11 protein-coding genes, 1 tRNA gene and 1 riboswitch are annotated in these 12802 nt (G+C 60.9%); of the genes, 11 read left to right on the top strand and 1 reads right to left on the bottom strand.

Annotated features, from left to right (window positions below):
- Nucleotides 1-75 precede the first annotated feature (75 nt).
- The 11 genes from ADB08_RS08560 (at nt 76) to ADB08_RS08510 (ending at nt 11352) form a co-directional block, all read left to right on the top strand.
- On the top strand, nt 76-1353 hold the full coding sequence (locus ADB08_RS08560) for an MFS transporter (RefSeq protein WP_161798519.1): 1278 nt from the start codon (nt 76-78) through the stop codon (nt 1351-1353).
- 688 nt (nt 1354-2041) lie between these two features.
- A complete protein-coding gene (gene gluQRS / locus ADB08_RS08555) occupies nt 2042-2983 on the top strand; it encodes a tRNA glutamyl-Q(34) synthetase GluQRS (RefSeq protein WP_053087324.1) in 942 nt (313 codons plus the stop codon).
- Nucleotides 2984-3007: 24 nt separating this feature from the next.
- Nucleotides 3008-3460, top strand: coding sequence for a flavodoxin family protein (locus ADB08_RS08550; protein WP_016421860.1), 453 nt, complete (start codon nt 3008-3010; stop codon nt 3458-3460).
- A 68-nt stretch (nt 3461-3528) separates the two neighbouring features.
- Entirely contained in the window at nt 3529-4767 is a 1239-nt protein-coding gene (locus ADB08_RS08545; RefSeq protein ID WP_049172430.1) for an Nramp family divalent metal transporter, read from the top strand.
- 116 nt (nt 4768-4883) lie between these two features.
- Nucleotides 4884-5004, top strand: a riboswitch (SAM riboswitch).
- A 10-nt stretch (nt 5005-5014) separates the two neighbouring features.
- Nucleotides 5015-5368, top strand: a complete 354-nt coding sequence (locus tag ADB08_RS11405; RefSeq protein ID WP_080971506.1) for a hypothetical protein — start codon at nt 5015-5017, stop codon at nt 5366-5368.
- An 80-nt stretch (nt 5369-5448) separates the two neighbouring features.
- Entirely contained in the window at nt 5449-6969 is a 1521-nt protein-coding gene (locus ADB08_RS08535) for an AMP nucleosidase (RefSeq protein ID WP_049172425.1), read from the top strand.
- Nucleotides 6970-7089: 120 nt separating this feature from the next.
- A complete protein-coding gene (locus ADB08_RS08530; protein WP_049172423.1) occupies nt 7090-8268 on the top strand; it encodes an HNH endonuclease signature motif containing protein in 1179 nt (392 codons plus the stop codon).
- Nucleotides 8269-8305: 37 nt separating this feature from the next.
- Nucleotides 8306-8515, top strand: coding sequence for a heavy-metal-associated domain-containing protein (locus tag ADB08_RS08525; protein WP_049172422.1), 210 nt, complete (start codon nt 8306-8308; stop codon nt 8513-8515).
- A 20-nt stretch (nt 8516-8535) separates the two neighbouring features.
- A complete protein-coding gene (locus tag ADB08_RS08520) occupies nt 8536-10746 on the top strand; it encodes a heavy metal translocating P-type ATPase (RefSeq protein ID WP_049172420.1) in 2211 nt (736 codons plus the stop codon).
- A complete protein-coding gene (locus tag ADB08_RS08515) occupies nt 10739-11086 on the top strand; it encodes a metal-sensitive transcriptional regulator (protein ID WP_065421667.1) in 348 nt (115 codons plus the stop codon). Before ADB08_RS08520 ends, ADB08_RS08515 begins: the two co-directional genes overlap by 8 nt.
- 180 nt (nt 11087-11266) lie before the next feature.
- Nucleotides 11267-11352, top strand: a tRNA-Ser gene (locus ADB08_RS08510).
- Between the two features lie 113 nt (nt 11353-11465).
- On the opposite strand, the gene ADB08_RS08505 is transcribed toward ADB08_RS08510, so the two are convergent.
- On the bottom strand, nt 11466-12650 hold the full coding sequence (locus ADB08_RS08505) for an IS256-like element IS3503 family transposase (protein WP_015382061.1): 1185 nt from the start codon (nt 12648-12650) through the stop codon (nt 11466-11468).
- Between the last annotated feature and the right edge of the window lie 152 nt (nt 12651-12802).

The following is a 12802-nucleotide window of genomic DNA, read 5'->3' as shown; positions in this document are numbered from 1 at the left end:
GTCTAGTCATCCAAGCTATTTTGTGAAAACATACTTTCTATAATCAGAAAGTATGAAATGGCCGGAGGGGTGGAGATGACAGGTACGGCAGGTGACGCGAAGGCTGCGAGCACAGCAGATGCTGCTGATACTCGCGTGAACGCTACAAAGGCTGCGGGTGCTGTAAAAACCGCCAACGTCCGAGATGGAGCAGCGCTCGCGCTGGGGCTGGTCATCGTGGTGATTGGCAGTACGATGCCTTCCGGACTATATGCCATCTACCAGCGCGACTGGGGGCTGAGCACCGATAAAACCGTGGTGGTTTTTGCCTGTTACGCAGTAGGGGTCATCGTTACGCTGACCTACGGCCACTTGTCCGATTCACTCGGGCGAAAACCCATTGCGCTTACCAGCATGGGGTTGTCCTTGGTCTCAACACTGATGTTCTTGGCAGCGGCGCTGGTCGATTCACATGAGGCCGTCTTATATCTCGCCCGAATTGTGTCAGGCTTTTCCGTAGGGTTAGCAACCGGCTCTTTTACTGCTTTACTGCAGGAAAAATTGTTCACGCAGATCGGTGCGCTCACAAGCACGGTTGCTGTTTCCGGGGCATTGGCGCTGGGGCCGTTGGCCTCGGCTGTGGTGGCACAGTTTTCATCGTCGCCGCTGCAGATGCCGTATTGGATTTACGCAGCGCTCACCGTGGTGTCGATGGTTGGTGTCGCTCGGGTGCGGGAGCGTAGCTTCGAGAGAAATTCAGTGAGTTGGCGGCCGCAGTTTGGTGTGGCTCGGGATGTGATTCGAGTTTTCATTCCGGGAGCGTTAGCGATTGGCTGTGCATATGGAGTCAACGGGCTCTTTCAGTCCGTAGTCCCCTTGGCTGCGAAGGATATGGGCTTCGATACGCAGCTGAAGATTGCGTCGATTACAGCTTTGATGCTCGGGGTATCGGCAGTGACTCAGGTGATGCTCGGGCGGAGGGTGCAGCGGGTTTCGTATCCAGTGGGGTTGGTGATTCTCGCGCTCGGGCTGGGTGGCGTAACACTGAGTTTGCTTAGTTCAACTGCTGTTTTGCTGATTATTGCAACCGCTATCTGTGGTGTCGGCCAAGGGATTTCTTTCAAGTATTCGTTGCTGCGAGTTTCGGAAGCGGCACGTGGAGAGAATCTTGCTGCGACTGTTTCCAGCTACTACATCGTGGGCTATGTGGGAACGGCAGTTGGCCCGCTCGCGGCGGGGCTGAGTGGCGGAAGTAGCGCGGTGGTTGGAATTGTGTGTATCGCATTCGCAGCGCTATCCGTTGCGGTTGCAGTGGCGGGTAGTCGGCAAGCTGTGAAAGCCACGGCGGCTACGAAAACTACGGCAGCTACGTAGAGCGCGCGACATTAACTATCGTTGTAGCCATGTCGTCTAATCCAATCGTCGGCCGATACGCTCCCTTGTCGACCGGTCGGCTGCACCTGGGAAACCTGCGCACCGCATGGCGTGCCAGGTCAGTACCCCGTCACGTATCGTTCGCTTGACGGTGAGCGCCTCTCCGCGAAGACTATCGAATTTGTTTTCCTCTGTGAGCTCGAGTCCGCGGGAGCTAGAGGATGAACGGGTTTAATTATTTTTTCTTGGCTCCACGCTTACTGCGAATCCTATTAACAATAAATGTAAAACAGCTCACAATCATGCCGGCAAGAGCAATTAGGCAGTAGAGCAGCGCACGATCTGTCTTAGCTGTAATAGCTGCTGTACTCATAACGGCAGTCTGGTTAGCTAGTTTGCTCAATGTGTACATCCCATTTGCGATGCCCAGGAGACAGAGGAGGCTCACGACTAGTCCGATAATGGAAATCGATGCTAGCCAATTTACGCGCAAACGTGATGACATTGTTCTCCTCTAAAAGATCCGCCTACAAAAGTCACGCATACATTAGACCCTTGATTTTATTGAGAGGGTATGAATGTCTTTCGAGTAAAAGATGAATTTCCTCCAAGATGATTTGAGTTATTCAACCGGAAATCTTTCCCCAAGATTTCAACTATCATCTTGGGGTCTCGCTAACATATTCCTGTGACCAGTTCCCAACGGTTGACTAATTCCACTTTACCCACCGGCCGCTATGCCCCTTCGCCGACCGGTCGGCTGCACCTGGGAAACCTGCGCACCGCGGTTCTCGCCTGGGCGCACGCCCGCGCGCAGGGTGGCCGCTTCATCGTGCGTATCGAGGATATCGACCGCCAACGCTCCCGCCCCGAGTATGAGGCGCAGCAGCTCGCCGATCTCGAGGCCATCGGCATCGACTGGGATGGCGCCCCGGTCCGCCAGTCAGAACGCTCTGACCTGTATGAATCCGCGCTTGCCGACCTCACGCAACGCGGCCTGACCTATCCCTGCTTCTGCACGCGCCGCGAAATCCTCGCCGCCTCCTCCGCGCCACATGGCGTGCCAGGTCAGTATCCCGGCACGTGCCGTTCGCTTGACGACGAGCACCTCTCCGCGAAGAAAGCCGAATTTGCGGCAGCGGGAAGAAGGCCGTCGATACGCCTGAAATCGCAGGTGAGTGAGGGGACTGCGGCCGATGAGCTGCATGGAGAAATCACCGCTCCGATTGATGACTTTGTCCTCCAGCGTGCCGATGGCATGTGGGCCTACAACCTCGCCGTCGTCGTCGACGATGCCGAGCAGGGGGTGACCGAGGTTGTGCGTGGCGATGACCTGATGTCCTCCGCCCCGCGCCAGGCGTACTTAGCTGGTCTTTTGGGGTATGCGACGCCTTCGTTCGTGCACGTGCCGCTGGTGGTGAACTCTGAAGGGCGGCGGTTGTCCAAGCGTGATGGCGACGTGACTCTCGGCGAGGTGTCCGTGGAGGCGGCGCAGCGGTGGATTTTGGATTCGCTGAGTGGCGGTAACGGTAGTGATGGTGGCGGGGGCGTAGAGCTCGACTCCATCGCTGACCTCCCGGAAGCCCTGCGTGCGGGTCTGGAAATTCCTCGCGAACAGGTGATTTTCTAGGGGCCGCTTCGTTACCCTCGGGACATGCCTACTCTTCTAGTCGTCCACCATTCCCCGACCCCGCTCCTGCAGGAGGTCTTAAGTCACGCGCTCGAGGGCGCCAACGATCCCGCGCTAGAGGGCGTGGATGTCAAGGTTGTCGAGGCTCTCGACGCCACCATCGATGACCTGACCAGCGCTGACGCTATCCTGCTCGGCACCTCCGCCAACTTTGGATACATCTCCGGCGCGCTCAAGCACTTCTTCGACACCACCTTCCGGGAGGCGCAGGAAGTTACCAAGGGGCTGCCATTTTCCTACTGGATCCGCGGCGGCTTCGACACCACCGGGGCGGAAAACGCCATGAAAACCATCACGACCGGCTACAAGTGGGAGCTTGCGGCCGAGCCCGTCGTGTTTGTCGGTTCGCTTGACGACGACATCTCCGACCGCCTGGTAAATCTCGGTGGCACCATGGCTGCCCAAATTTTGGGCTGATTGAAGATTTAGTGTCGAGGCCGTGAAATAATGGCCGGGTGAATGATTCAGGGGCACAAGGGTCGCAAGTGACGTCGTCAAGCGAGAAAAACCGCAAGCCCATGATGAGTCTGCTGGGGCCTGCTTTTGTGGCAGCGATTGCCTACGTGGACCCCGGAAATGTGGCTGCGAACCTGTCCGCGGGCGCGAGCTACGGGTATCTGCTGCTGTGGGTGTTGGTGGTGTCCAACCTCATGGCGATGGTTGTGCAGTACCTGTCGGCGAAGTACGGCCTGGTGACGGGGCGGTCGCTGACCGAAGGTGTCGCCGACCGCTTCGGTTCGAACCGGCCGGGGCGGCTGGCGTACTGGGTGCAGGCCGAGATTGTGGCGGCAGCGACGGATGTGGCGGAAATTATTGGTGGCGCCACGGCGCTGTACCTGCTCTTTGGGACGCCGATGCTGCTTGGCGGTGTCATTGTCGGTGTGGTCTCGCTGGGGCTGTTGCTGCTGCAGGGTGGGCGTTCGCAACGCACTTTTGAGGGCGTGATTGTGGCGTTCCTGCTGGTCATTACCGTGGGGTTCCTGGCCGGGCTGTTTGTCACGGGCCTGAGTCTCGGGGAGATGGCCAGCGGAATTCTGCCGCGCTTCCAAGGCGCGCACACCGTGGTGCTGGCGGCATCCATGCTGGGTGCGACCGTGATGCCGCATGCGGTCTACCTGCACTCCGGGCTGGTGCGCGACCGCGAGTACAAGGTGGAGGATGATGCTTCGCTGCGTCAGCACCTACGGGCCACGCGTATCGATGTCTTCGGTGCCCTCGTGCTGGCCGGGTCGGTGAATATCGGCATGCTGTGTCTCGCGGCCGAAGCACTTCCGGGAGTGGAGGGGACTGACTCCATCGAAGGCGCTCACGCTGCCGTGACCAGCGTGCTTGGCCCCGTGGTGGGCGTGCTCTTCGGCGTTGGGTTGTTGGCCTCCGGGCTGGCGTCGTCCTCTGTCGGTTGCTACGCCGGTGACCTGATTATGCGCGACCTGCTGAAGGTGCACGTGCCGTTGCTGGTGCGCCGAATAGTCACCATCATTCCGGCGCTGCTCATTATCGCCAGCGGCGTGGAGCCGACGTGGGCGCTGGTGCTCAGCCAGGTGGTGCTGTCGATTGGCATCCCGTTTGCGCTGGTCCCGCTGGTGCGCATGACCTCCTCGCGTGCCGAGATGGGCATCTGGGCCAACACCCCACTACTGCGCCGGGTCGCGTGGGTAATCTGCGGGCTCATCATCGCGCTCAACGTGGCGCTGGTGGTCCTGGTGCTGACGGGGAAGGGGTAGTCAGCGGGCGAGGTGGAAGGCGGTAGCTTCCGGGAGTGGCGGGGCGGGGGCCTCGTCGTAAAGCGTGTGTGCGATGGTAGACAAAGCTGTCTAGTTGGTGTTAGGGTGGGCGACACGATCACAAGATATCGACGAGAAATGGCCTTTGACAGCGTCGATAGGCAACCGCCCGATTCGCGGACCCGGTGCCCCAAAGGAAGATCAGCCCCACAGACCTCCTGCGGGGAAGAGCGAATAGGAGCGCCAAATGCACACCTCAATAAGCGACGTCCACATCATCCACCTGAGCCGTCACACCGCTGACCTTCTCGTCGACGGCCGACCCGTCGCCATTCGGCTGCAAGAAGCCGACATCGACCCCCACTCCCGGAATCTCGTCCAACTACCCGTCGACCCCGCCTTCTACGCCACCCTCCGCGGCCAGCAACGCGCCGACTACCTCAGCGCCCACGTCCGCGACGGCGTACGCTACGGCCGCATCCTCTGGCACGAGCTTGACGACGGCCGCCACTTCCTCACCATCCCCACCATTGGCGGCTACCATGTGCACCAGGTCTTTGAGGTCCGCCGCAGCCGCGAAGGAGTGTGGAGCCGGCACTGAGCTGCTGGTTTCGTGCGCGTGCCTGGCGTGATGAGCGCGGCGCGGATGCGCGCGGGAACCTCTCCGCCTAGCCTTGGGCTATGCAGGTACGAGACTCCGCAACACCCCCGTTCTGGCCCACCGAAGGCGAAGGCGACTTCTACGCCGACGCCACCGCGGCCGTCGACCGGCTCACCGAAATCCACCGGGCAGGGATGGCCTACCTAGTCGAGCAGTACACCGCCGCCACCGAAGGAAATTCCGGGAGTGGGCCGGTGCGCGCCTACTACCCCGAACTACGCTTCACCGTCCCGGCCGGCAGCGCCGTCGAGGATGTCGACCCCTCCCTGTCACACGGCTTCGTCGACCGTCCGGGAGTGTATGCCACCACCATCACCCGCCCGGTGATGTTCCGCACCTACCTCATCGAGCAAATCAACGACCTGCTCGCCAACCACGGCGGCGAAGTCGAGGTGCGCGTCTCCGACCAGCCCATCCCACTCCGGATGTGCCGCGGATTCGACGCGGCCGCCGAGGAAGCGGCGGGGAGGGAAGGGGCGTCGGCAAGCATGCTGGCGGCAGTGGAGAAGACGTTTACCCCCATCGACTCCGCCAGCATCGACGACACCATCGCCGACGGTGAAGCCGACTACCTGGGCCTGCTCATCAAACCTTTGAGCCTTTTTACCGCCCAGCGCATCGACCTCGCCCTCCAGCGCCTCGAGCACTACACCGGGTCGCACGCCGCAAACATCCAGCGCTTCGTGCTATTTACCAACTACCAGCTGCACACGGACGTGTTCCTCGAATACGCCGCCACCCTCACTCCCGGAAATCCGCACGGGTACACGGCGCTGGCGTGCCCGGGTGGGCAGCGCTACGACATCGGCGCCATCCCCACTCCCGGAGTTTGCCGTCAGCACGCGCACGCCTCGCAGATGCCGGCGTACCACTTGCTCCGCGACGACCAATGCGGCATCACCATCATCGACATCGGCGTCGGCCCCTCGAACGCCAAAACCATCACCGACTGCCTCGCCGTCACGCGCCCGCACTGCTGGATGATGGTCGGACACTGCGCCGGTCTCGACGGTCGCATGCGCATCGGCGACATGATTCTCGCCAACGGCTACGACCGCGCCGACGGAGTCCTCGACAACTACGTGCCCCTGGAAAAACCCATCCCGCCAATTGCGGAAATTCAGCTCGCTGTCACTAACGCGCTCGCCCGCGTCTCCGGACTCACCGGCGACGAACTGAAAAAGCGCCTGCGCACCGGCACCGTGCTGTCGACCTCCGACCGCAACTGGGAGTGGCGCTCCCAGACCGACCTCTACCGAGAGCTGCAGAAATCCACCGCCATCGGCGTCGAAATGGAATCCGCCACCATCGCTGCCAACGGCTACCGCTTCCGGGTGCCCTACGGCGCGCTGCTCAGCGTCTCCGACATGCCGCTGCACGACAAACCCAAACTCCCGAAATCCGCCCGCGAGTTCTACCAGTCCTCCAAGGAAGAGCACCTCATGGCCGCCGTGCGCGCGTGCGAGGACATGGCCGCGGCTCCCGACACCCTCCACTCCCGGAAGTTACGTCGGCCGGTGGGAGAGGTCGCGTTCCGGTAGGGCACTTTCGGGAGTGCGTCGTCAAGCCCGTTTGTGCAGATTGTGCATGCTTTACGACGGCTGTGGACAACGCCAAAAAGCGATTGAAGCCGCCCACTCCCGGAAACTAGCCTTAGCCCCATGACGACATTGGGACTGCTCAGCGCGCTGGCGACACGGGGGATTGACGTGCTCGCCGACCTGCGCGCCGCACTCCCGGAAAAATCCACCGGGCACCGGGAGTTGGCAGCCAGCATCGGCTTCGACCCCTTCCGCCTCAAGCGCCTGCTGCGCTGTGCCGAGCGGCTGTTCGGCACGGTCGAGAAGGATGTTGACGTCGAATCCCGCGACAAGGCCGTCGCGATCGCCCGGGAGCTGAAGCTGTCGCTGGACACGGTCATGCAGATCGACAAGCGCTCCGGGCAACTCAACAACGTCGAAATCCGGGAGTACTACCGCCTGGACTTCACCCGCGCTGCCGCGGCCTACGACTTCGAGGGCCTCGACACCTACATGCGCACCAAGGTCAAGGAGCTCAACCGCACCGACGAGCCGCCGCAGCACCTGCGCGCCCACGTCTCCCGGAATCCGGACATCCGCGGGATGAAGCATCTGCAGGTCACCGGTCCGGCGAACATGATTGACGACCTGGTCGCGCCGCTGACCGTGCGCGCAGCTGAAATCGCCAAAGCGCACGAGGATTACACCCGGGATCGGTGTGTCGGTCAGGCGCTGGCAGAACGCTTGGCACACGGGTCGGAGGGGCCGCTTGACGACGTCGACAAGCTCCGTTACCAGCCCGCGCTCATCGTAACCGCGCAAGACATCGTGGAGTACAGTCCGCGGTTTGCGGCGACCTCCAACGGCTCCGTCCTCACTCCCGGACAATTCGTCGAGGCATTGCTCGCGGACACCGGCTGGGTGCTGGTCTACGACGAGCACAACACGCCGACCGACCTACTCCCGATACACAACCCGCGCCTGGCGACGGAGGAACAGCGCATCGCGATGATCCTCGACAACCCCATCTGCGCGTGGCCCGGGTGCCCGCGCCCCGCCCACGCTGGGCAGGCCCATCACCTGGTCGCCAGGAAAAACGGCGGCGCCACGACTATGGAAAACATGGTCATGACCTGCAAAGAACACAACGCCGCCAACGATGACGACAGGCAAGGCCTCAACGGGCACCTCGAGCGTGACGACGGCTCCGGCGCGGTCTACCGCCACCCGCCGTCTCCGCACGCGCCGCCCGAATTCAACCTTGCCTTCCCGACAGCTCTCGCGGGGCGGGCCTACTCGGGCTACCGTCAGCGCGAATAGCTTTACAGATATACCCATAGGGGGTATATATTGGGGTATGGCTAATCAAACTTTTACTGTTACTGGCATGACATGCGGACACTGCGAGGCATCGGTGCGGGAGGAAGTCTCTGAACTCCCGGGAATCACTGATGTCCAGGTTGACCGCTCCCGGAATTTCCTTTCCGTGACCTCGGATGCAGACATTGACACCGCTGCCGTAATCGCAGCAGTGGATGAAGCTGGCTACAAGGCGGTCGCAAACTAAACCCCCAAGGAGGAAAGCGGATGTCTGAGCAGCAACTTCTCACCCTTGATATCCCCGTCGGCGGGATGACGTGTGCGTCGTGCGCAAACCGTATCCAACGCAAGCTGAACAAACTTGATGGCGTTAACGCGAGCGTGAACTATGCGACCGAGAAGGCGCATGTGGAGGCGCCGGCGGACATCAACCCGCAGCAACTGATCGACACAATCGTGGCAGCGGGGTACACCGCTGAGCTTCCGCAGGAGGAGCCCGAACAGGAACCGGGTGCTGCTCCCGAAGGGAAAGACCGGGAGCTGGAAGACCTGCGCAACCGAGTCATCGGCGCTGTCATCCTCACTGCTCCCGTCATCGCAATGTCGATGATTCCTGCCCTCCAGTTCACTAATTGGCAGTGGCTGTGTCTCACGCTCTCGGCGCCGGTCTTTGTGTGGGCCGGCTGGCCGTTCCACCGCGCGACACTGAAGAATCTGCGTCATGGCGAGGTCACCATGGACACGCTAATCACTATGGGGACGACCGCTTCGTTCCTCTGGAGTGTGTGGGCGTTGTTCTTCGGGCGTGCCGGGCTGCCGGGGCTCAAGCACGAGTTCCACTTCACGGTCACTCCTGGTGATGCCGATATGAACATCTACCTCGAGGCGATGGCCGGCATCATCATGTTTGTGCTGATTGGTCGTTACTTCGAGAAGCGCTCCAAGCGCAACGCCGGTCAGGCACTCCGGGAGTTGATGAAGCTTGGCGCCAAGGATGTCTCCGTTCTCGAAAGTTCGGGAGTGGAGAAGCGGCTGCCCGTGGAACAGCTCCGTCCGGGAGTGGTGTTCGTCGTTAGGCCTGGTGAGAAGATCGCGACGGACGGCGTTGTCGTGGAGGGCGCGTCGGCGGTGGATGCGTCGATGCTGACCGGCGAACCGATGCCTGTCGAGGTCGGCCCTGGCGATGAGGTGACGGGGGCGACGATCAATACGTCTGGGCGGCTGCTCGTGCGGGCGACGCGCGTGGGCTCGGAGACGCAGTTGGCGCAGATGGCGGCGATGGTCGAGGCGGCGCAGACGGGTAAGGCGCCGGTGCAGCGGCTGGCGGATCGGGTTTCGGGAGTGTTCGTGCCCGCCGTCATCGCGATCGCCGCGGTCACGCTGGGCGCGTGGTTGTTTACGGGGCACGGCGCGAGTGAGGCGGTCACGGCTGCGGTCGCCGTGCTCATCATCGCGTGCCCGTGTGCGCTTGGCTTAGCGACGCCCACAGCGCTCCTGGTCGGCACGAGTGAAGGTGCCAAGGCGGGTGTGTTGCTGCGCGGCCCGGAGGTGCTGGAGTCGGCGCGGAAGGTCGACACGGTTGTGCTGGATAAGACCGGCACGGTGACTACGGGTGTGATGGAGGTGACGGAGGTCCCTCCCACTCCCGAAAATCTGCTGCCACTTGCCGCTTCGGTGGAAGCGGCGTCGCACCACCCGATTGCGCAGGCGATTGTGCGCGCGGCGGATCCGGATTCTCTACTCCCGGTTTCTGATTTCCGGGATATTCCGGGAGTGGGGGTTGAGGGCACCGTAGACGGCCACCGCATCGAGGTCGGCCGCTCCGGGGAAAATTCCGGGAGTGGGGGGACGGTGGTTGCGGTGCGCCGCGACGGCGAGCTCCTGGGCACGTTGGAGGTGTCGGATTCGGTGAAGCCGACGTCGGCGGCTGCGGTCGCGAAATTCCGGGAGTGGGGGGTGCGGCCGATTCTGCTGACCGGCGACGCCGCCGGCCCGGCGTTTCGGGTCGCAGATGAGGTCGGTATTGCTCGCGAGGATGTGATTTCGGGAGTGATGCCGGAGGATAAGGTCGCGACGATTGAGAAGTTGCAGGCTGGCGGCGCGTGTGTGGCGATGGTCGGCGATGGCATCAATGATGCTGCGGCTCTTGCGCAGGCGGATTTGGGCATGGCGATGGGCACGGGCACCGATGTGGCGATGGAGGCTGCGGATATCACGCTGGTGCGTGGTGATCTGTTGGCGGCTGCGGATGCGCTGCGGTTGTCACGCCGGACGCTCCGCACGATTCGTTCGAATCTTTTTTGGGCGTTTTTCTACAACGTTTTGGCAATTCCTGTCGCCGCGCTGGGGTTGTTGAATCCGATGTTGGCTGGCGCTGCGATGGCGTTTTCGTCGGTTTTTGTGGTCGGCAACAGTCTGCGTCTGCGCGGTTTTTCTCCGAGTCAACCAGCTATTCAAAAAGGAGTAACTCATGAGTGAGTCTTGTTGTTCGTCGCAATCGCATTCGCTTGACGACGATTCTTGCTGCCATGACACCACTGATCCCGGTTATCTCGTGGAGAAGCGGCGTTATGAATCCCGTATCCGTCGCATTGAGGGGCAGGTTCGTGGCATTGGTCGGATGATTGAGAACGAAGAGTACTGTATCGATGTTTTGACCCAGATTTCGGCGGTGAATTCGGCGTTGAAGTCGTTGGCGTTAACTCTTCTGGATGCTCACCTCCATCACTGTGTGGTGCATGCGGCTGAGGGCGGCCCGGAGGAGTTGGACGCCAAGCTGGAGGAGGCCTCGGCGGCGATTGCTCGGCTGGCTAAGTAACTCCCGGAAAAATTCCGGGAGTGGGGGCGAAACAGCAGTCGGCAGCCGGCAGCCGGCAACCGGAGTTGGTTGCTGTTGGTGGCACCGGTTGCGCGGAAGTGTCGCTTAAATGCCTCGTTTTCCCAGGTAGGGGGCGCGTTTTGGGAAAATGAGGTTTGTTGGGTAGTCTTTAACGACGTTGGAGGATTCGACTAGCGGCCTATGTCACACGCCTGGAACGCGTGCGGGAGTCACATCCCTCGTGGGTTCAAATCCCACATCCTCCGCAGAGTGAAAACCCCCGGTTTACGCCGGGGGTTTTCTTGTATTTATGCAGGTGAGTGGATTTGCAGTGTAGGGTTAAGTAAAGAAAAGTGTGTCTTTTCCGGGCGTGTTGCGGTTATTTGATCCAGCCTTTTTGGATGCCGAGGTTGTGTTGGTAGCTGGTGTCGATGGCGGTGTCGTATTCTGCTGGTGCACCGATGTCATTGGTAGTGGCTGTGGTGTTGTGGGTGATCAGGTCTGTTGCTGTGGAAAGTGCGTCTTGACCCCATCGTTGGTCCCTGGCGATCTTGACCGGATCGTCAGGGACTTCTGTATGTAGATACAGCCACCAATCCATCACTGTGCGTTGATGCGGTAGTGATAGTCCGCGGTGTCTGCGGGCTAGTTCTTTTATGGGGGCGTTGATGCCACCTTCGAGGCTGTTTGTTGTTGCTGCAAGGTTGTCGGGGTCGATGGTTGTTGGTGGGGGTTGCAGGTAGGTAAACAGCAGGTCTCTGCGGTGCAGAGATAGCAATGATTGATAGGCCGCTCGGACGCGTTGGTGGGTGTAGACCTTGGTGTAGGCGCCGGTAACGGGGTCTTTGATGGTGGTTTTCTCGTTCATCCATTCCCGGTAGGTGTGGTCGAATTCGTGCAGGTGGGCGACCCATGTGGATGCTTGGTCAAGGTCGGTGATGCGAGTGAGTTTCAGGGCTAGGCGGTAGAGGGTTTTGCCGGCATCGGTGCGGGGGTTGCTGGTGGTGTGGCGGCGGACTGTTCGTTGGGCGTGGACGAGGCAGCGTTGGATGCGTGTTGTTGGCCAGCAGTGGTGGATGGCTGATTGGGCACCTTGTCCGCCGTCTGTGACTGCGATTAGTGGTGCGGCAATGGGGCGTAGGAGTTCGGTGTAGGCGGCGGTGGTTTCGTGTCTGGCCCAGGTCCAGTTGATGACGTGGGTTTTACTGGCTGCGATCAGGAGGCATCCGGACTTTAGATAGGTCGCGTCGAGGAAGATTTGGTCATGGATGCGGAATGAGTCGATGGTGGGTGTGGGGATGATCCACCAGCACCATCGGAATCGGTGGTGCATGGTTTGCCTGGTTACGCCATGGTGTGCGGCGAAGGTGGTTAGAGATTGGGTGCCGGTGGCCCATTGGATGAACAAAGCCATGGTGGCGGTGTTTTTGTTGTGGGTTTGGGTGTTGCGGGTAAAGGAGTGTCCGCAGTGGGTGCAGCGCCAACGGGTGGTTGATTTGCTGGTGGTGCCGTTTTTCTTTGTGTTGTTGCCGCATAGTGGGCAGCTGGGGCGGTTGGTGGTCATCCTTTAATCCAACCGGTGTGCGGTTAGCACAAATGTGGCCGGAGGTGTGGGATGGTGTGGGTAATAGCTTTCGGGGAGCTATTCTTTGGTGATTTGTGGTGTGTGGTCTGGGGTTATGGTGGCATGCGGACACACTTTTCTTTACTTAACCC

It is taken from the genome of Corynebacterium sp. 239_CJEI (assembly GCF_001055995.1).
Lineage (GTDB): Bacteria > Actinomycetota > Actinomycetes > Mycobacteriales > Mycobacteriaceae > Corynebacterium > Corynebacterium jeikeium_D.
Note: the sequence above shows the minus strand (reverse complement) of the source record. Positions and strands in the feature narration are given on the sequence as shown.

Coding starts and splice junctions, on each gene's coding strand:
- ADB08_RS08560 (WP_161798519.1), top strand. CDS start 76: ATGACAGGTACGGCAGGTGACGCGAAGGCTGCGAGCACAGCAGATGCT.
- ADB08_RS08550 (WP_016421860.1), top strand. CDS start 3,008: ATGCCTACTCTTCTAGTCGTCCACCATTCCCCGACCCCGCTCCTGCAG.
- ADB08_RS11405 (WP_080971506.1), top strand. CDS start 5,015: ATGCACACCTCAATAAGCGACGTCCACATCATCCACCTGAGCCGTCAC.
- ADB08_RS08535 (WP_049172425.1), top strand. CDS start 5,449: ATGCAGGTACGAGACTCCGCAACACCCCCGTTCTGGCCCACCGAAGGC.
- ADB08_RS08530 (WP_049172423.1), top strand. CDS start 7,090: ATGACGACATTGGGACTGCTCAGCGCGCTGGCGACACGGGGGATTGAC.
- ADB08_RS08525 (WP_049172422.1), top strand. CDS start 8,306: ATGGCTAATCAAACTTTTACTGTTACTGGCATGACATGCGGACACTGC.
- ADB08_RS08520 (WP_049172420.1), top strand. CDS start 8,536: ATGTCTGAGCAGCAACTTCTCACCCTTGATATCCCCGTCGGCGGGATG.
- ADB08_RS08515 (WP_065421667.1), top strand. CDS start 10,739: ATGAGTGAGTCTTGTTGTTCGTCGCAATCGCATTCGCTTGACGACGAT.
- ADB08_RS08505 (WP_015382061.1), bottom strand. CDS start 12,650: ATGACCACCAACCGCCCCAGCTGCCCACTATGCGGCAACAACACAAAG.